Source organism: Polaromonas sp. Polasp52 (genome assembly GCF_059491565.1).
The window spans coordinates 3,577,994-3,595,972 of record NZ_CP168513.1 but is presented as its reverse complement, the minus strand read 5'-3'; the positions used below and the strand labels follow the sequence as shown (position 1 = coordinate 3,595,972).

Below are 17,979 nucleotides of genomic sequence, written 5' to 3'. Positions count from 1 at the left end.
TTTTATGGCGGCCCGCCGCCTTCCGCGCGGCGCCATGCCTGCCTACAGTCGGCTCCATCCAAGGAGTTCAAGCATGGCAAAAATGACAGCCATCCAGGCCGCGGTCTGGGTGATGGAAAAAGAAGGCGTGACCCAGGCCTTCGGCATTCCCGGCGCGGCGATCAACCCGCTGTACGCGGCCTTGCGCAAGCAGGGGACCATCAGCCACATCCTGGCGCGCCACGTCGAAGGCGCCTCGCACATGGCCGAGGGCTACACCCGCGCCTGCCCCGGCAACATCGGCGTGTGCATAGGCACCTCGGGCCCGGCCGGCACCGACATGATCACCGGCCTTTACTCGGCGCAGGCCGACTCGATTCCCATCCTCTGCATCACCGGCCAGGCGCCGCGCGCGCGGCTGTACAAGGAAGACTTCCAGGCGGTCGACATCGAATCGATCTCCAAGCCCGTGACCAAGTGGAGCGTGACGGTGCGCGAACCCGCCCAGGTGCCGCGCGCTTTCCAGCAGGCCTTTCACCTGATGCGCTCGGGCCGGCCAGGGCCGGTGCTGATAGACCTGCCCTTTGACGTGCAGATGGGCGAGATCGAGTTCGACCCGGACACCTATTCGCCGCTGCCGGTCTACAAACCCTGCGCCACCCGCGCCCAGGTTGAAAAAGCGCTGGCCATGCTCAATGAAGCCGCCAGGCCGCTGATCGTGGCCGGCGGCGGTGTCATCAACGCCGACGCCTCGCCCCTGCTGGTGCAACTGGCCGAGATCACCGGCGTGCCCGTCATCCCCACCCTGATGGGCTGGGGCGCGATTCCCGACAGCCACCCGCTGATGGCCGGCATGTGCGGCCTGCAGACCAGCCACCGCTACGGCAACGCCACCCTGCTGGCCTCCGACTTCGTGCTGGGCATGGGCAACCGCTGGGCGAACCGCCACACCGGCTCGGTCGAGGTCTACACCCGGGGCCGCAAGTTCGTGCACGTGGACATAGAGCCCACGCAGATAGGCCGCGTCTTCGCACCCGACTACGGCATCGTCTCCGACGCCAAGCTGGCGCTCGAGCTCTTCGTGCAAGTGGCCGGCGAGATGAAGGCCGACGGCCGGCTCAAGGACCGCGGCCCATGGGCGGCCGAATGCCGGGAGCGCAAGCGCACCCTGCTGCGCAAGACCAATTTCGACAGCGTGCCCATGAAACCGCAGCGCGTCTACCAGTGCATGAACAATGCCTTCGGCGACGACGCCTGCTATGTCAGCACCATAGGCCTGTCGCAGATCGCCGCCGCGCAGTTCCTGCATGTGCACAAGCCGCGCCACTGGATCAACTGCGGCCAGGCCGGCCCGCTGGGCTGGACGGTGCCGGCCGCGCTGGGCGTGCGCGCCGCCGACCCCACGCGCAAGATCGTCGCGCTGTCGGGTGACTACGACTTCCAGTTCATGGTCGAGGAACTGGCCGTGGGCGCGCAGTTCAAGCTGCCCTACCTGCACATCGTGGTCAACAACTCCTACCTCGGGCTGATACGCCAGGCCCAGCGCGGCTTCGAGATGGACTACTGCGTGCAGCTGGGTTTTGACAACATCAACACGCCTGAAGAGGAAACGGCCGTCAGGGGCTACGGCGTGGACCACCTCAAGGTGGCCGAGGGCCTGGGCTGCAAGGCCTTGCGTGTGCTCAGGCAGGAGGAATTCGCGCCCGCCGTGCGCCAGGCCGAGGCCTGGATGAAGGAGTTCCAGGTGCCCGTGGTCATCGAGGTGATCCTGGAGCGCGTGACCAACATCGCCATGGGCACCGAGATCGACAACATCAACGAGTTCGAGGAACTCGCCCTGAAAAAATCCGACGCGCCCACCGCGATTGACTGCGCGCTGCTTGACTGAACCCGACCCGACCGAAAGATGACCCTTATGCCGAAATTCGCCGCCAACCTGAGCATGCTGTTCACCGAGCTCCCCTTCATGGAGCGCTTCGCGGCCGCCCGCGCCGCCGGCTTCGACGCCGTGGAATACCTGTTCCCCTATGCCTATCCCAAGCAGGCGCTGGCCGCCGCGCTCAGGGACAACGGCCTGACGCAAGTGCTGCACAACCTGCCGGCCGGCGACTGGGAAGCCGGCGAACGCGGCATCGCCTGCCACCCGGGCCGCGAGGCCGAATTCCGCGAAGGCCTGGCCCGCGCCATCGGCTACGCCACCGCGCTGGACTGCAAACAGCTCAACTGCCTGGCGGGCAAGCTGCCCGCCGGCGTGGCGCGGGAAGAGGCCCACGCCACCCTGGTCGCCAACCTGCGCCACGCGGCCGCCGCGCTCAAGCGGGCCGGCATACGCCTGCTGGTGGAGCCCATCAACCACTACGACATCCCCGGCTTCTTCCTGACCCGCACCGATGAGGCGCTGGCCATCGCCGATGAAGTCGGCTCGGACAACCTGTTTGTGCAGTACGACATCTACCATGCGCAGCGCATGGAGGGCGAGCTCGCCGCCACGCTCAGCAAACACCTGGGCCGCATAGGCCACATCCAGCTGGCCGACAACCCGGGCCGCCACGAACCCGGCACCGGCGAGATCAACTACCGCTGGCTGCTGCGCCACATCGACGCCATCGGCTACACCGGTGCCATAGGCTGCGAATACCAACCGCAAACCACCACGGCCGCGGGCCTGGGCTGGCGCAGCGCGCTCACCGCATAAAGGCAGGCCGTCATGATCAAGTCAGGACTCAAACTCGGCTTCATAGGCCTGGGCATCATGGGCGCACCCATGGCCGGCCATTTGCTCAAGGCCGGCCACATGCTGTTCGTCAACACCCGCGGCACGGTGCCCGAGGCGCTGGCGGGCGGCGGCGCCACCCTCTGCACCACGGCCCAGGGCGTGGCCGAGCGGGCCGACATCATCTTCATCATGGTGCCCGACACGCCCGACGTAGAGGCCGTGCTCTTCGGCGAGCTGGGCGTGGCGGCCGGCCTCAAGGCCTCGGGCCCAGGCAAGGTGGTAGTCGACTGCAGCTCCATAGACCCCATCGCCACGCGCGGCTTCGCGGAAAAAATCCAGGCCTTGGGCTGCGACTACCTGGACGCGCCGGTCTCGGGCGGCGAGGTCGGTGCCAAGGCCGCCAGCCTGACCATCATGGTGGGCGGCGAGGAGCAGGCTTTTGAACGCGTCAGGCCGCTGCTCGCGCTGATGGGCAAGAACGTCACGCGCGTAGGCGGCGCCGGCGACGGCCAGGTCTGCAAGGTGGCCAACCAGATCATCGTGGCGCTCAACATCGCCGCCGTCGGCGAGGCCCTGGTGTTCGCCTCCCGGGCCGGCGCCGACCCGGCCAAGGTGCGCGAAGCGCTGATGGGCGGCTTCGCGGCCTCGCGCATTCTTGAAGTGCATGGCGAGCGCATGATCAAACGCAGCTTCGCGCCGGGTTTTCGCATCGCGCTGCACCAGAAGGACTTGAACCTCGCGCTGCAGGGCGCGCGGGCCCTAGGCGTGGCGCTGCCGCAAACGGCCAATGCCGCGCAGCTGATGCAGTCCTGCGCGGCGCTGGGCCATGCACAGGCCGATCATTCAGCCCTGGTGCTGGCCCTGGAGGCCATGGCGGGGCATCCGGTCGCGCCCTGAATGTGCCCTGAACGCGCCTAGAGCCCGCGCCGATTCACCTCACTCGTGGGTGTAGTCCAGCAGGGCCAGGTATTCCTTGCGGTCGGCCTTGACCCACTGCTTGACGCCTATCTCCGACAGAATGCCGGCCGACTGGCTGTTCATGGCCAGCAGCGACTCCGTCAGCTTGCTGACCATGTCGGCCGGCACGCCGGGAGCGGCCAGCACCGACCAGTTCACCACAGGCTGGGTTTCACCGATGATGCGGCCGCCGCCTTCCTGCCATTTCCTCGCCAGCGTTGGATTGACCGCGCCCACTTCGGCAAGGCCTGCCGCCACCTGGGCCGAGACGGAATCCTGGTAGCGCGTGTAGGAAATATAGGGCTCGCGCACATTCATGCGGCGGATCTCGGCGCGCGCGACCGCCACCGTGGCGGAAGACTCATCGGGCATCAGGATTTTTTTGCCGCTGAGCTGGCCGATGCTGGTGATCGGCGAATTGTTGTTCACGATAAACGCCGCCTTGTAGGGCTCAGGCCGGCGCACCAGGGGCTGGTAACCCCCATCGCGAACCAGCTTGGACAGCTGGTTGACGGATTTCCCGAAGATCATCAGCGGCTTTTGGTCCGACGATGCCTGCCGCACGAAATTCTGGATATCGATGACAGGATCGACTACCACCTGCTTGCTGCGGATCTGCCCGCCCAGGTAGTCGGCCCAGCCGCGGTAGCGCAGGGCCAGCATGGAAATGCTGAGGTCCGCCGTGACCGCCTCGTTGATCAGCAGCCGCCAGCGCTCCGCGCCACCGGCCTGCTGCTGGCTCCAGCTGATCGAGGGAAAGCCCTGCCAGGCCACGGCAGCCGCGGCGGCGCCCACCACGCCGCGAAGAACCGCGCGGCGACCGGTTACGTGTGACAGCAATGCAGTATTCATTTGATCACCTTCAAAGGGTTGATAGCGGATTGCACGGTCTTCTTTGCTGCCTCGTCCTCCCATTGCCTGGCAGCGGTCAGGCTTGCCTTGAATGCCAGCGCACTCTCAAGCAGCCATTTTTTGTTGTCTTCGGAAAGGGCGTAGCTCAACCTGAACTCGTCCATGGGCATGCGGTCCTCCCGCACGGCCTTGATCAAGCGGTCCACTTCGGCCGCGGCATGCGCGGGCGTCGACAGCAGCACCAGGCGGCTCATCTTGTCGGGGTTGTTGGGCACATGGCAGTTCACGCACTGCGACTCGCGCATCTGCGCTGCCAGGTCCCGGTAGCGCTTGTCCACGCTGCCCAGATAGGGGTTTTCCGGCCGGTACAGGCCGTCGAACAGGGTCACCGCCGGCTGGGTGTGGCCTTTTTCGTCGGTCCACAGCCAGGGGCCCTGGTATTTCTCATGCTGCACCGCCACCACCGGCTGCAGCAGCGGTGTGGGCCCCACGTCGGTGAACTGCGCCACCTTGATGGTCGCCGTCTCGGGGCTCATCCACAGCATCATGCTGCGGGCGTTCTCGTACATGGCCCACTTGGCTTCGTCGTGCCAGAACGGGTAGGGAAACTGGCCCGGCGCCAGGCGGTTGCGAAAAGCCGCTTCCAGCCGCACCAGGAACATCTTCTCGTCGGCCACCCATTCCACGGTATGCCGGCCGTTGAACATGAACAGCGGCGCATACATGCCGGTCCAGGCGTCCGGCGCGAACTGCGTGAGGTTGGTCTGGCGCAGCGTGGCGTTCTCTTTTTTGTTCTGCCGGCCCCACAGCATGATGGGCGCCACGTGCGCGCGCAGCTGGCTGGGGCCGAACAGGGCTTGCCGGCACTGGTTGTAGGCGCCGACATCGCCGGCCGGCGCCAGGGGGCAGTTGCTCGCGAGTTCCGCGGCGATTTCCGCCGCGGCCCGCTCGATGTTGGGCGGCACGGCCCTTTTGTCCTGGGCTTGTGCGCCGCAGGAAAGCGCGAGCACGGCGGCCAGCAACCCGGTTCGCCATGTCGACAACGAAAACTGACCCGTTCGAAGCAACACGTTCATTTTTTACTCCCTCGTGTAGTCCAACAAATCCAGGTAATCCTTTCTTTCGGCTTTGGCCCAGGCCTTCACGCCCATCGATGCCAGCACGGCGGCGCTTTCGGGACTGGCGGCCAGCAGCGCATCGCGCAGCTGCTGCACCGTGTCCGCGGCCACGCCGGGGCCGGCCAGAATCGACCAGTTCACCACCGGCTGCGTTTCAGCCACCACGCGCCCGCCGTCTTCCACCCACTTTTTGGCGATGGTGGGGTTGACCACGCCAATCTGGCCCATTCCGGATTTCACGAACTGCGCGACTTCCTCCTGGAAGCGCACATGCGTCACCCGGATCTGGCTGAGTTTTTGCCGCCGCAGTTCCGCCAGGGCCACCGCGCTGGTGGCCGCGAACTCGTCGGGCATGATGACCTTTGAATCGGCCGCATCCGTGAGGGTTTTGATCGGGGAGTCCTTGGCCACGATAAAGGCCGCCTTGTAGGGATCTGCGCGCCGCACCACCGGCTGGTAGCCGTTGTCGCGCACCAGCTTGGCCAGCTGGTTGACGGACTTGCCGAAGACGAACTCGGGCTTGCTGGCGCCCTGGGCCACCGCCATGAAGCGCTTGATGTCGACCATGGGCTCCACCACGATGGGCCGGCCCTTGAGCTGGGCGGTGATGAAATCGGCGACCGGCCGGTAGCGGTTGGTCAGCACAAAGGAGTTGGTATCGCCTCCCACGGCTTCATTGATCAGAAAGCGCCAGTTGCCTCCTCCCGCTCCCGTGGCCGCCGGTTTTTTGCCGGCTGCCGCGGCCTGGGCCCAGGCACTGCCTGCTGCCCCCATCCCCCCTGTCAGGACCCCCAGGCCCAGGATAGACAACATCTGGCGGCGCAGCAGCGAAAAAGGCGTTTTCATGAAATCCCTGTCTGAATACATCGTTGTTAGATCGCTTCAGCCGCCGCCCCAAGGCTTTGCAAAGGCTTGGGAAGCAGTGCGGCCTTGCGGCTTAATCCCTCTCACACAATGGCACTCTATGGACGGGCCGCGAAAATAGTCAAAGACTGCCTGGGGGTGCTTTCCTGTCAGGACTGACAGGTAAAAGCGGGTGGAGCCCACGCATGCAATCCCGCCGGCCCCGATCAAACGTAAACAGCTGTAACGACAGCTGTCATCCCCGGGGCCCCCTATCCCCCGACGGACAGCTTTCTTTTTTTTAAGCAGCCAAGGCTGCCCCCCCGAGACCGCGTAGCGGCAGCAGGATCATTGAAGCGGAGATCCGGCAAGTGCATGCGCCAAAAATATGACAAATATGACAAGCGCAATCACCCAATTCCATTCGGTGAGAAATTACAAGCTGCGAGCATTGACAGCAGTCGAAGGGCATATCTGTTGCGCTTTAGCCAACGCGCGCCGCCAGCTTGCCAAGCCCGCCGGTCCGGAAGACAACAGCGGGCTCCTCGCGTCAAGCCGAAAGTTCTACTCCGCAGGCACGGCAGGCACTGTTTTTGCTGTATCGTTTTGGGGTTTGCCTTGCTTCACGGCCGCAGCCTCTTCCATGGAATCCGCCTGCCGCCCCTTTCGCTCCTCTTTTCGCCACCCCTATAAGAAATTTCCCGATATGAAAAACCGCGCTTTTGCCCTCCCCCGCCTGGCCGCCCTGATGACCGGGGCCGTGCTTGCCCTGACGGCCCTGGGCGCGCAGGCGCAGAACACCCCCATCAAATTCCAGCTCGACTGGCGTTTTGAAGGCCCTTCCGCGCTCTTCCTCACGCCTGTGGCCAAGGGTTACTTCAAGGCCAACAAGCTGGACGTCACGGTGGATGCCGGCAACGGCTCGGGCGGTGCGGTCACGCGTGTGGCTTCGGGCACTTACGACATGGGTTTTGCCGACCTGGCCTCGGTCATGGAGTTCCACGCCAACAACCCCGACGCACCCAACAAGCCGGTGGCGGTGATGATGGTCTACAACAACACGCCGGCCTCGGTCATGGCGCTCAAGAAATCGGGCATCAAAACACCGGCCGACCTCAACGGCAAAAAAATGGGCGCACCGGTGTTCGACGCCGGCCGCCGCGCCTTCCCGGTGTTTGCCAAGGCCAACAAGGTCACCGGCTTCCAGTGGGTCACCATGGACCCGCCGCTGCGCGAAACCATGCTGGCGCGCGGCGAGGTGGATGCCATCACCGGCTTTACCTTCACCTCGCTGCTCAACCTCGAGGCGCGCGGCGTCAAGGCCGAGGACGTGGTGGTGCTGCCCTATGCCGACTTCGGCGTGAAGCACTACGGCAATGTGGTGATCGCTTCGCCCAAACTCATCAAGGAGCACCCGGAGGCCGTCAAGGCCTTCCTGCAGGCTTTCACCAAGGGCGTGAAAGACGTGGTGGCCGACCCGGCCGCCGCGATTGAATTCGTCAAGGCGCGCGACGGCATCATCAACGTGCCGCTGGAAGTGCGCCGCCTGCGCCTGGCCATAGACACCGTGGTCAACAGCCCCGACGCGCGCGCCGAAGGCTTCGGCCAGGTGAAAGCCCCGCGCCTTACGCTGATGGCCTCGCAGGTGTCGGACGCCTTCGGCACCAAGACCCGCGTTGACCCTGCGCTGGTGTGGAACGGCAGCTTCCTGCCGACGGCGGCTGAACTCAATGTATTGCCGGTGCCCAAGAAATAAGCATGTCCCTGGCTACAGCCGACTCCCATCACTTCGTTGATTTCAGCGACGTCTGGCTTGCGTATAACGACGAGCTGCTCGCACGCAAACAATTTTCCGTCGAGGCCATAGACCTGCAGGTGCGGCAAGGCGAGTTCATCGCCATCGTCGGGCCTTCGGGCTGCGGCAAGTCCACCTTCATGAAACTGGCCACGGGCCTGAAGATGCCTTCGTCCGGCCGCATCCTGATCGACGGCCGGCCCGTGACCGGGCCGCTCAAAATTTCGGGCATGGCCTTCCAGGCGCCCTCGCTGCTGCCCTGGCGCACCACGGTCGGCAATGTGCTGCTGCCGCTGGAAATCGTCGAGCCCTACCGCAGCCAGTTCAAGGCCAGGCGCAAGGAGTTCGAGGAACGCGCGCGCCGCCTGCTGCAAAAGGTGGGCCTCGCCGGTTATGAAGACAAATTCCCCTGGCAGCTCTCGGGCGGCATGCAGCAGCGCGCCAGCATTTGCCGCGCGCTGATCCACGAACCCAAGATGCTGCTGCTCGACGAGCCCTTTGGCGCGCTGGACGCCTTCACGCGCGAGGAACTCTGGTGCATCCTGCGCGACCTCTGGACCGAGCAGCGCTTTAACGTGATCCTGGTCACGCATGATTTGCGCGAGTCGGTGTTTTTGGCCGACACGGTGTACGTGATGAGCAAAAGCCCTGGCCGCTTTGTGGTGCGGCGCGAAATCGACCTGCCGCGCCCGCGCGACCTCGAAGTGACCTACACCAGCGAATTCAGCGACATCGTGCACGAGCTGCGCGGCCACATAGGCGCGGTGCGCGGCGGGGCGACGCCATGACCCTGAACAACAAACAGCTGGAGCGCTGGGCACCCTGGGCGCTGCTGGCGGCTGTGGTCTTGCTGTGGCAACTGGTGTGCAGCGCCTTCACGGTGCCCGAATTCATTTTTCCCGCGCCACTGGCGATTGCCCAGGCCATGGCCGAGTTCGCCACGCCGATCGCCGAAGCCGCCTGGAAAACCTTCTGGGTCACCCTGGTCGGTTTCGGCCTGTCCATCATCGTCGGCGTGCTGCTGGGCTTTTTAGTCGGCTCGTCGCGCCTGGCCTATGCGGCGGTGTATCCGCTGCTGGTGGCTTTCAACGCCGTGCCCAAGGCCGCGATTGTCCCCATCCTGATTGTCTGGTTCGGCATAGGCATAGGCCCCGGCATCCTCACCGCCTTCCTGATCTCGTTTTTCCCCATCACCGTCAACATGGCCACGGGCCTGGCCACACTGGAGCCCGAACTTGAAGACGTGCTGCGCGTGCTGGGCGCCAAACGCTGGGACGTACTCGTCAAGGTCGGCCTGCCGCGCTCCATGCCCTACTTCTTTGCCTCGCTCAAGGTCTCCATCACCTTGGCCTTTGTCGGCACGGTGTTGGCCGAAATGACGGCCGGCGACTCAGGCATTGGCTACCTGATGCAGAGTGCCGGTTCGCAGCAGCGGCTGGCCTTGGCGTTTGCCGGGTTGGTGGTGATTGGGGCGATGGCGATGGCGATGTATGAGTTGTTTAGTTATGTTGAGAAACATACAACTGGGTGGGCTCATAGAGGTTCTCATTAACGCCCGGTCTTGCTCCAGCGGGCGCGCTCCTCCTTCTACCACTCCTTCCTCTGCTTAGAGCTGCTGGCCGGGGTTGCCCGGCGGCAAGTAACTTTCTTTTGCTTCGCCAAAAGAAAGTCACCAAAGAAAAGGCGACCCGCAGTCTGGGTCCCTCCGCTACGCTGCGGGCAACCTGCGGTGCTCGACTACGGCGGGGTCTCGCGCAAACTCGCCTTCGGCTCAGACAAGCGCGATCCCTGATCCGCCTACGTCTGCGCTCCTCGGCCCAGCCAGGACGGGGCAATCGGGAGCGGGGACAGAAGACAAATACCAAAGAAAAAATCAATACCAACAAGGACACGCCATGGCGTGTCCTTGTTGTTTTAGGTATTCCTGTCTCCACCCCTTGTGTATGCGCCGAGGAGCGCAGGTTCAGGCGGATCAGGGCTCGCGATTGTCTGAGCGAAGCGCAGCGTAGCGAGTTCGAGCGAGACCCCGCCTGGACCGAGCACCGCAGGTTGCCCGTAGCGAAGCGTAGGGACGCAGACACCAGGGTCGCCTTTTCTTTGCCTACTTTCTTTTGGCGAAGCAAAAGAAAGTAGGTCGCCCGCCGGGGCGAGACCCGGCCAGCAGCTCACAGCAGAGGAAAGAGGAGGATGAAGAGGAAGAGCGCGAAGGCCGGAGCAAGCCCCGGCCTCAGTGCGCTACTTTTTCCTTGGCTTCCCTGACCCGAGCAGCCAAATGCTCAAGCGCTTCCTGCACCTGGTCCACCAGCACCAGGCAAAGATCGCCCGGTGACAGCCGCTCGAGCGCGGTGTCTATCGCCAGGAACTCACCACGTATCTCGTCGATGCGCCGGGTGCGGACGGCACCTTCCAGCCCCTGGCGCAGCAGAGCCATGACTTCGCCGTCGGCGCGGCCGCGCTGGGCGGCGTCCTGGTAGAGGATGACGTCGTCGAAGGCGCTGCCCAGGATGATGGTCTGGTCGCGGATGTCGCTGTCGCGGCGGTCGCCGGCGCCGCTGATGACGACGCTGCGGCGCTGGCCCGGCGTGGCGGGCATGGCGTCGACGGCGGCGACCAGGGCGCGCATGGCGTCCGGGTTGTGGCCGTAGTCGGCGATCACGGTGGCGCCCTTGTAATCCATGACGTTGAAGCGGCCGGGGGCGTTGTGCGCGTCGTTGACGAAGCTGGCCAGGCCGCTCTTGATGGTGTCCCAGTTCAGGCCCGCGCCCCAGGCGGCGGCGACGGCCGCCATGACGTTTTCGACCTGGAAGCTGATGCTGCCGCCGCGCGTGACGGGCACGCCCTGCAGCGGGATGCGCTCGACCCAGGCGCCTTCGGCGGCGACCAGCATGGGGCCGTCGATGTAGACGGTGCGTTTGCCCTGGGCACGGTGCGTGGCCATGAGCGGGTGGTGGCGGTCGGCCGCGAAGAAGATGATCTTGCCGGGGCAGGTGGCGGCCATGTCGGCGACGATGGGGTCGGCGGCATTGAGCACGGCATAGCCGGTGTTCGCGACGTTCTGCACGATGACGCGCTTGAGCACGGCCAGGTCTTCGACGGTGGTGATGTAGTTCAGGCCCAGGTGGTCGCCGCTGCCGATGTTGGTGACGACGGCAACCTGGCAGCGGTCAAAGCCCAGGCCTTCGCGCAGCACGCCGCCGCGCGCGATCTCGAACACCGCCGCGTCGACGTCGGGGTGCATGAGCACGTTGCGCGCGCTCTTGGGGCCGCTGCAGTCGCCGCTGTCGGTCTGCCGGCCGTTGATGTAGACGCCGTCGGTATTGGTCATGCCGGTGCGCAGGCCCTCTGCGGCCATCAGGTGGGCGATCAGGCGCGTGGTGGTGGTCTTGCCGTTGGTGCCGGTCACGGCAACGATCGGGATGCGGCCGTTGTCACCGGGAGGGAAGAGTTCGTCGACCATGGCCACGCCGACGGCGCGGCCCTTGCCGTAGGAGGGCGACAGGTGCATGCGCAAGCCGGGCGCGGCGTTGACTTCAACGACGCCGCCGTTTTGCGATTCCAGCGGGCGCAGCATGCTTTCGCAGACCACGTCGACGCCGCAGATGTGCAGGCCCACCATTTGCGCGGCGGCCACGGCGCGCGCGGCAACCGAGGGGTGCACGTCGTCGGTGACGTCGGTGGCGGTGCCGCCGGTGCTGAGGTTGGCGTTGTTGCGCAGGATGACGCGCCGGCCCTTGGCGGGAATCGATTCGGGCGTGAGCTCCTGCACCTCCAGGCGCGCGACGGCGATGTCGTCAAAGCGGATCTTGGTCAGCGAGGTGGCGTGGCCTTCGCCGCGCCGCGGGTCCTGGTTGACGATGTCGACGAGTTCGCGCACGGTGTGCAGGCCGTCGCCCACCACCTGCGGCGGCTCGCGCCGCGAGGCGGCGACCAGCTTGTTGCCGACCACCAGCAGGCGGAAGTCGCTGCCGGGCAAAAATTTCTCGACCATGACCTCGCCGTGTTCGGCGGCGGTCTTGTAGGCGACCTCCAGGTGTTCGCGCGTGGTGATATTGACGGTCACGCCCTTGCCCTGGTTGCCGTCCTGCGGCTTGACGACCACCGGCAGGCCGACCTGCCGGGCCGCGGCCCAGGCGTCGTCGACGTCGGTGACGGGGCGGCCCAGCGGCACGGGCACGCCGGCGGCGCGCAGCAGCTTTTTGGTGAGGTCCTTGTCCTGCGCGATGGATTCGGCCACCGCGCTGGTGGAATCGACTTCGGCGGCCTGGATGCGGCGCTGCTTGGCGCCCCAGCCGAACTGCACCATGCTGCCTTTGGTCAGGCGGCGATACGGAATGCCGCGCGCGACGGCGGCATCGACGATCGCGCCGGTGCTGGGGCCCAGGCGCTCGTCTTCGTCAAGGTCGCGCAGTTGGGCAATCGCGGCCTCGAGGTCGAAGGCGGTATCGCGCAGGGCCGCGTGGATCAAGGCCTGGGCCAGCTCAACGGCCAGGCGGCCCACGGCTTCCTCGCTGTATTCGACGACGACCTGGTAGGTGCCGGCTTCAACCGTGGCGGCCGTGTGGCTGAAGGTGATGGGGCAGCCGGCGGCGGTTTGCAGCGCCAGCGCGGCGGCCTCGAGCACATGGGCCAGCGAGACGGGGCCGGCGTGGCCGGTCTGGCGCAGCGCGCCCATGCCGGGAAACAGCGCGCGCACGCGCGGCTCGAAGCCGGCCAGGCCGGAGATGTTGCATTCAACGGCGCTGCAGGCCACGATGGCTTCGAGCGCGGTGTGGCGGCTCCAGAGGTTGGGGCCGCGCAGGGCGCGGATGCGGGACACTTCCATTATTCGGCACTCCCGGCGGTTTTAGGGGTGGTTTCAAAGGCTTCCATGCCGGCGCCTATCAGGTTGAGCGGAATGCCGAGGGCCCAGGCGGCGCCCACGGCCGCCAGCAGGGCGTCTTCGGTGAGGCCGCGGCGTTCGCGCCAGGCGCCCAGCTTGCCCAGGCCGGGCAAAAAGGCCTCGCTGGCGCCGGTGGCCAGCACCACCTGGTCCTGCCGCACATACAGCGCGCGGCCGCCCTGGGCGCAATGCGAGGCGATGGCCGCGGCCTTGGGGTCGGTGCTGTAGAAGATCACTTCGCCGTCACAAAGCTCGGCCATCTCGGCAATGCGCGGGTCGCCGGCGTTGAGCACGGCGGCGCCGCTGGGCAGCACCACATCGACCTGCGAGCGCATGACCTTGAACATCTGCTCGTCTTCAGTGATGTCGAACTCGGCCAGGCCCTGGGCGCCGCCCAGGTCGGTGACCACGCCGACCTGGCATTTGTCGTAAGGCAGGCCGGTGCGCAGAATGGTGTCGGCGCCGTTTTCAAACACGGCGGCCTGCACCGCACGGTTGATCAGCAGGCGCTGGCCGGCTTCCCAGTTGGCGCAGTCGGAGGCGTCCACACAGCGCTGGTCCAGGAAGAGGCCGGCCTGGCAGGCCAGGCCGGTGTGCCGGCCCGACAGGTGCAGCAGCCAGGCCACCAGCCGCGCGACGCGGTAGTTGCCGGCGGAGCCGGCGATGCCGACGATGGGGATGCGGCCGTCGTTGGGGTTATCGCTGTCGGACGAATGCGGGAACAGGTGGTCGCAGATGGCGCGGCCCACCGGGCGCGGCGCGCCTTCGGCGGGCTTGAGGTGCATCAAGAGGCCCGGGCCGGCGTTGACTTCGACAATCGCGCCGCCCTGCTCGTGCAGCGGGCGCGAGATGTCCTGCGCGACCACGTCGACGCCTGCGATGTCCAGGCCCACCACGCGCGCGGCCAGCGAGACGATATGGTCGACCTCGGGGTGGACGGCGTCGGTGCAGTCCAGCGCCACATTGCCGTTGCGCTGTATCAGCACCTCGCGGCCGGCGGCCGGCACGGCATCGGGCGCCAAGCCCTGGCGCTGCAGGTCGAGGATGACGGCGCCGTCTTCGGCGGTATTGATGCGGCCCAGCGGGAAGTCCTCACCCACGCCGCGGCGCGGGTCGGTATTGAGCTGGGCGTCGACGAGCTGCGACACCGTGGAGCTGCCGTCGCCGGTCACCCAGGCGGCTTCGCCGCGCGCGGCGGCGACAACGCGGCCGCCGACGACCAGCAGGCGGTGCTCATGGCCGCGCACAAAGCGCTCGACCATGACTTCGCTGCCATGGCGGGCGGCCACCGCGAAGGCGGCCTCGATCTCGGCGCGGGTTTTGAGGTCCAGCGAGACGCCGCGGCCGTGGTTGCCGTCGGAGGGTTTGACGACCACCGGCAGGCCTATGTCCTCGGCCGCTTCCCAGGCCTCTTCGGCCGTGGCGACGATCTCGCCCTCGGGCACTGGCACGCCGCAGGTGGCCAGCAGGCTTTTGGTGAGGTCCTTGTCGTGGGCGATGCCCTCGGCGATGGCGCTGGTCAGGTCGGTTTCGGCCGTCCAGATGCGGCGCTGGCTGGCGCCGTAGCCCAGCTGCACCAGGTTGCCCTCGTTCAGGCGGATGTGGGGGATGCGGCGGTCGGTGGCGGCGGCCACGATGGAGGCGGTGCTGGGGCCGAGGTAGCAGTCGTCGACCTTGTCGCGTATCGCGTCAACGGCGGCCTGCACATCGGCCGGGCCGTAGGGCGTGGCGTTGATGGCGGCCATCAGCAGGCGGTGGCCCTCGGCCAGCGCGGTGCGGGCGACCTGCTCGTCGCGCGCGCGGAACACCATGCGGTAGACGCCGCGCTGCGAGGTGCTGCGCGTCTGGCCGAAGCCGGTGGGCATGTCGGCCAGGTTGAGCAGCTCGATCACCACGTGCTCCAGCACATGGCCGGACCAGGTGCCTTCGCGCAGGCGCTGGATAAAGCCGCCGCGCTCGCCCACGCCGCAGTGGTGCTCAAGCAGGGCCGGCAGCAGCGCGACCAGGCGGTCGTTGAAGCCCGGCAACTCGTTGGAGGGGAAGTCCTCGAGTTTGCCGAGGTCCAGCCAGACCTCAAGCACGGCCCGGTAAGTCCAGATGTTGGGGCCGCGCAGGTAGTTGATGCGCAGCAGCTTGATGTCGTCCTGAGGGCTCATGGTTCGCAGCATGGTCGGCCAGGCAGGGCGGCCGCACCCGTCGGTGCAAAGCGGCGGTCCTGGCCGATGAATTTCAGTGTGAGGCCGGTGAAGGCCCCTGTGGATCCCTGTATGTCTCGTTATGTGCGTTGTGTCTTTGTTCTTATCGCGAACGAGCCTGGCTGGAGGTGGGGGCCGGCAGCCGGTTTCGCCATTTTCGGGGATTGAGGGTCAAATTTGTCGTTCCAGGCCGCATTCGGCGAAAATCCCCTGTTCGGGTTCCCCACGCGCGAAGACAAAACCTGCGAAAACCCAGCCGCGCCAGATGCGGGACGCCAAGAATTCACCAACACAATGCAACACAAACACCCGGCAGACGACTCCAGCCTAACCGACCCCGCCTTGGCGGGGCTTCGCTCACAACTTGCAACCCAGGAAAACGTTCTGTGTACGCTTACGGTTGACCTGGACAGCCAACTTCGTTTCGCCCCCGGCCTGCTGGCCCTGACGGACCGCCGCCTGCTGGCCCGCGGCCCCGGCGGTGAATGGGCGTCCTGGCCCACGGTGGACGCGGCCGGCAAGGGCCTGGCCGGCCTGTCGCTGCGCCATTTCGACCATGCCGGCGTGGGCACGCTGGAGCTGCACCAGGGCGGCACCCGCCTGGCCGGCTGGCGTTTTACCCTGGGCGCCAATGTGCAGGCGCTGCGCCTGGTGCGGCTGTTCGTCCAGCAGCAGGCCGCCCAGGGCCTGGCCGAGGCCCCCCCGGCCGACGAGGCGGCCCTGTGCCCCGAATGCGACCTGCCGCTGCCGCCCGACAGCGAGGAATGCCCGGCCTGCGCCCGCGAGCTGCACACGCCGCCCTCCACCTGGGTGCTGCTGCGCCTCTGGCGCTTTGCCCACCCCTACCGCCACCAGCTGCTGGCCGGGTTTCTACTGACGCTGGCCTCCACGGCCGCCACGCTGGTGCCGCCCTACCTGACCATCCCGCTGATGGACGACGTGCTGATCCCCTTCCAGAACGGCCAGCAGATAGAGCCCTGGAAGGTCGGCGCCCTGCTGGGCGGCCTGCTGGGCGCGGCGCTGCTGGGCTGGGCGCTGAACTGGGCGCGCACCTATCTGCTGGCCCTGGTGTCCGAGCGCATAGGCGCCGACCTGCGCACCGCCACCTTCGACCACCTGCTGGAGCTCTCGCTGGACTACTTCGGCGGCAAGCGCACCGGCGACCTGATGTCGCGCATAGGCTCGGAAACCGACCGCATCTGCGTGTTTTTGTCGCTGCACGCGCTGGATTTCGCCACCGACGTGCTGATGATCGTGATGACCGCGGTCATCCTGTTTTCCATCAACCCCTGGCTGGCGGTGGTGACCCTGCTGCCGCTGCCCTTCATAGGCTGGATGATCCACGTGGTGCGCGACAAGCTGCGCACCGGTTTTGAAAAGATAGACCGCGTCTGGTCGGACGTGACCAATGTGCTGGCCGACACCATTCCCGGCATCCGCGTGGTGAAAGCCTTTGCCCAGGAAAAGCGCGAAGCCCAGCGTTTTCGCGAGGTCAACCAGCACAACCTGGCCGTCAACGACAAGCTCAACAAGACCTGGTCGCTGTTCACGCCCACGGTCTCGCTGCTGACCGAAGTGGGCCTGCTGGTGGTGTGGGCATTCGGCATCTGGCTGGTGTCCCGGCAGCAGATCACGGTCGGTGTGCTGACGGCGTTTATCGCCTACATAGGCCGCTTCTACGGCCGGCTCGACTCCATGAGCCGCATCGTCTCGGTCACGCAAAAGGCCGCGGCCGGCGCCAAACGCATCTTCGACATCCTGGACCATGTCTCCAACGTACCCGAGACCGCCAACCCGGTGAAGACCGGCGTGCTCGAGGGCCGCATCGACATGAAGAACCTGGGCTTTCGCTACGGCAACCGCTCGGTGATCCGCGGGCTGGACCTGCAGATACGGCCCGGCGAGATGATAGGCCTGGTGGGCCACAGCGGCTCCGGCAAAAGCACGCTGGTCAACCTGATCTGCCGCTTTTACGACGTGAGTGACGGCACCATCCAGGTCGACGGCACCGACATACGCCGCTTCGGCGTGGCCGACTACCGCCGCCACATCGGCCTGGTGCTGCAGGAGCCCTTCCTCTTCTTCGGCACGATTGCCGAGAACATCGCCTACGGCAAGCCCGGCGCCACGCGCGCCGAGATCGTCGCGGCCGCGCGCGCCGCCCATGCGCATGAATTCATCCTGCGCCTGCCGCAGGGTTACGACTCGCTGGTCGGCGAACGCGGCCAGGGCCTGTCGGGCGGCGAGCGCCAGCGCATCTCGATTGCGCGCGCGCTGCTGATAGACCCGCGCATCCTGATCCTCGACGAGGCCACGTCCTCGGTCGACACCGAGACCGAAAAAGAAATCCAGCGCGCCCTGGACAACCTGGTGCAGGGCCGCACCACGATTGCGATTGCCCACCGCTTGTCGACGCTGCGCAAGGCCGACCGCCTGGTGGTGATGGACCGCGGCCAGGTGGTCGAAGTCGGCCCGCACGATGAACTCATGGCCCAACAGGGCGCGTACTGGCGGCTGTATGAAGCCCAGGCGCGCCAGGTCGACAACGAAGAGGGCGGCCTGGAAGCCGAAGAGCGCCGCATCGCCGTGGCCACCTCGCAGATCGCCCATGCGGCCCAGCACGTCAACAACGCATAAGCCAGGAA

The 17,979-nt window shown here is 66.3% G+C and carries 12 protein-coding genes; 7 read left to right on the top strand and 5 right to left on the bottom strand.

Translation table 11 applies throughout. The features are described from left to right. The first annotated feature begins 73 nt into the window (after window positions 1–73). The 3 genes from gcl to ACEN9P_RS16830 are packed head-to-tail and all read left to right on the top strand — an operon-like array spanning window position 74 to window position 3,592. Window positions 74–1,867, top strand: coding sequence for a glyoxylate carboligase (gene gcl / locus ACEN9P_RS16840; protein ID WP_477663576.1), 1,794 nt, complete (start codon window positions 74–76; stop codon window positions 1,865–1,867). 27 nt (window positions 1,868–1,894) lie between these two features. Beyond that, entirely contained in the window at window positions 1,895–2,674 is a 780-nt protein-coding gene (hyi, locus tag ACEN9P_RS16835; RefSeq protein ID WP_495619882.1) for a hydroxypyruvate isomerase, read from the top strand. A gap of 12 nt (window positions 2,675–2,686) precedes the next feature. After that, on the top strand, window positions 2,687–3,592 hold the full coding sequence (locus ACEN9P_RS16830) for a 2-hydroxy-3-oxopropionate reductase (protein WP_495619881.1): 906 nt from the start codon (window positions 2,687–2,689) through the stop codon (window positions 3,590–3,592). A 39-nt stretch (window positions 3,593–3,631) separates the two neighbouring features. Here ACEN9P_RS16830 and ACEN9P_RS16825 read toward each other — a convergent pair whose 3' ends face one another. The 3 genes from ACEN9P_RS16825 to ACEN9P_RS16815 are packed head-to-tail and all read right to left on the bottom strand — an operon-like array spanning window position 3,632 to window position 6,468. Next, the gene (locus tag ACEN9P_RS16825) at window positions 3,632–4,504 is read right to left on the bottom strand and encodes a phosphate/phosphite/phosphonate ABC transporter substrate-binding protein (RefSeq protein WP_477712831.1); all 873 of its coding nucleotides are present in this window, start codon (window positions 4,502–4,504) and stop codon (window positions 3,632–3,634) included. After that, a complete protein-coding gene (locus ACEN9P_RS16820; RefSeq protein WP_495619880.1) occupies window positions 4,501–5,580 on the bottom strand; it encodes a hypothetical protein in 1,080 nt (359 codons plus the stop codon). Before ACEN9P_RS16820 ends, ACEN9P_RS16825 begins: the two co-directional genes overlap by 4 nt. Before the next feature lie 3 nt (window positions 5,581–5,583). Beyond that, on the bottom strand, window positions 5,584–6,468 hold the full coding sequence (locus ACEN9P_RS16815) for a phosphate/phosphite/phosphonate ABC transporter substrate-binding protein (RefSeq protein ID WP_477663581.1): 885 nt from the start codon (window positions 6,466–6,468) through the stop codon (window positions 5,584–5,586). Between the two features lie 745 nt (window positions 6,469–7,213). Here ACEN9P_RS16815 and ACEN9P_RS16810 point away from each other — a divergent pair. From ACEN9P_RS16810 to ACEN9P_RS16800, 3 genes are read left to right on the top strand one after another with little or no spacing between them, the layout of a single operon-like run. Next, window positions 7,214–8,221, top strand: a complete 1,008-nt coding sequence (locus tag ACEN9P_RS16810; protein ID WP_477663593.1) for an ABC transporter substrate-binding protein — start codon at window positions 7,214–7,216, stop codon at window positions 8,219–8,221. 2 nt (window positions 8,222–8,223) lie between these two features. Further along, window positions 8,224–9,048, top strand: a complete 825-nt coding sequence (locus ACEN9P_RS16805) for an ABC transporter ATP-binding protein (RefSeq protein WP_495619879.1) — start codon at window positions 8,224–8,226, stop codon at window positions 9,046–9,048. Next, window positions 9,045–9,812 carry an ABC transporter permease gene (locus ACEN9P_RS16800; RefSeq protein WP_495619878.1) on the top strand — a complete coding sequence of 256 codons (768 nt, stop codon included), beginning with the start codon at window positions 9,045–9,047 and terminating at the stop codon, window positions 9,810–9,812. Before ACEN9P_RS16805 ends, ACEN9P_RS16800 begins: the two co-directional genes overlap by 4 nt. Before the next feature lie 675 nt (window positions 9,813–10,487). Here ACEN9P_RS16800 and cphA read toward each other — a convergent pair. Both cphA and ACEN9P_RS16790 read right to left on the bottom strand, forming a co-directional pair. Further along, window positions 10,488–13,082 carry a cyanophycin synthetase gene (cphA, locus tag ACEN9P_RS16795; RefSeq protein ID WP_495619877.1) on the bottom strand — a complete coding sequence of 865 codons (2,595 nt, stop codon included), beginning with the start codon at window positions 13,080–13,082 and terminating at the stop codon, window positions 10,488–10,490. Further along, window positions 13,082–15,295 (bottom strand): cyanophycin synthetase, encoded by a 2,214-nt coding sequence (locus ACEN9P_RS16790; protein ID WP_495619876.1) that lies wholly within the window; start codon window positions 15,293–15,295, stop codon window positions 13,082–13,084. Before ACEN9P_RS16790 ends, cphA begins: the two co-directional genes overlap by 1 nt. Before the next feature lie 333 nt (window positions 15,296–15,628). Between ACEN9P_RS16790 and ACEN9P_RS16785 the strand changes: the two genes are divergently transcribed. Beyond that, complete coding sequence (locus ACEN9P_RS16785) at window positions 15,629–17,971, top strand: cyanophycin metabolism-associated ABC transporter (RefSeq protein WP_495619875.1); 2,343 nt, start codon at window positions 15,629–15,631, stop codon at window positions 17,969–17,971. The last annotated feature ends 8 nt before the right edge of the window (window positions 17,972–17,979 follow it).

Coding starts and splice junctions, on each gene's coding strand:
- gcl (WP_477663576.1), top strand. CDS start 74: ATGGCAAAAATGACAGCCATCCAGGCCGCGGTCTGGGTGATGGAAAAA.
- ACEN9P_RS16800 (WP_495619878.1), top strand. CDS start 9,045: ATGACCCTGAACAACAAACAGCTGGAGCGCTGGGCACCCTGGGCGCTG.
- ACEN9P_RS16790 (WP_495619876.1), bottom strand. CDS start 15,295: ATGAGCCCTCAGGACGACATCAAGCTGCTGCGCATCAACTACCTGCGC.
- ACEN9P_RS16805 (WP_495619879.1), top strand. CDS start 8,224: ATGTCCCTGGCTACAGCCGACTCCCATCACTTCGTTGATTTCAGCGAC.
- ACEN9P_RS16820 (WP_495619880.1), bottom strand. CDS start 5,580: ATGAACGTGTTGCTTCGAACGGGTCAGTTTTCGTTGTCGACATGGCGA.
- ACEN9P_RS16810 (WP_477663593.1), top strand. CDS start 7,214: ATGACCGGGGCCGTGCTTGCCCTGACGGCCCTGGGCGCGCAGGCGCAG.
- hyi (WP_495619882.1), top strand. CDS start 1,895: ATGCCGAAATTCGCCGCCAACCTGAGCATGCTGTTCACCGAGCTCCCC.
- cphA (WP_495619877.1), bottom strand. CDS start 13,082: ATGGAAGTGTCCCGCATCCGCGCCCTGCGCGGCCCCAACCTCTGGAGC.
- ACEN9P_RS16825 (WP_477712831.1), bottom strand. CDS start 4,504: ATGAATACTGCATTGCTGTCACACGTAACCGGTCGCCGCGCGGTTCTT.
- ACEN9P_RS16815 (WP_477663581.1), bottom strand. CDS start 6,468: ATGAAAACGCCTTTTTCGCTGCTGCGCCGCCAGATGTTGTCTATCCTG.
- ACEN9P_RS16830 (WP_495619881.1), top strand. CDS start 2,687: ATGATCAAGTCAGGACTCAAACTCGGCTTCATAGGCCTGGGCATCATG.
- ACEN9P_RS16785 (WP_495619875.1), top strand. CDS start 15,629: ATGCAACACAAACACCCGGCAGACGACTCCAGCCTAACCGACCCCGCC.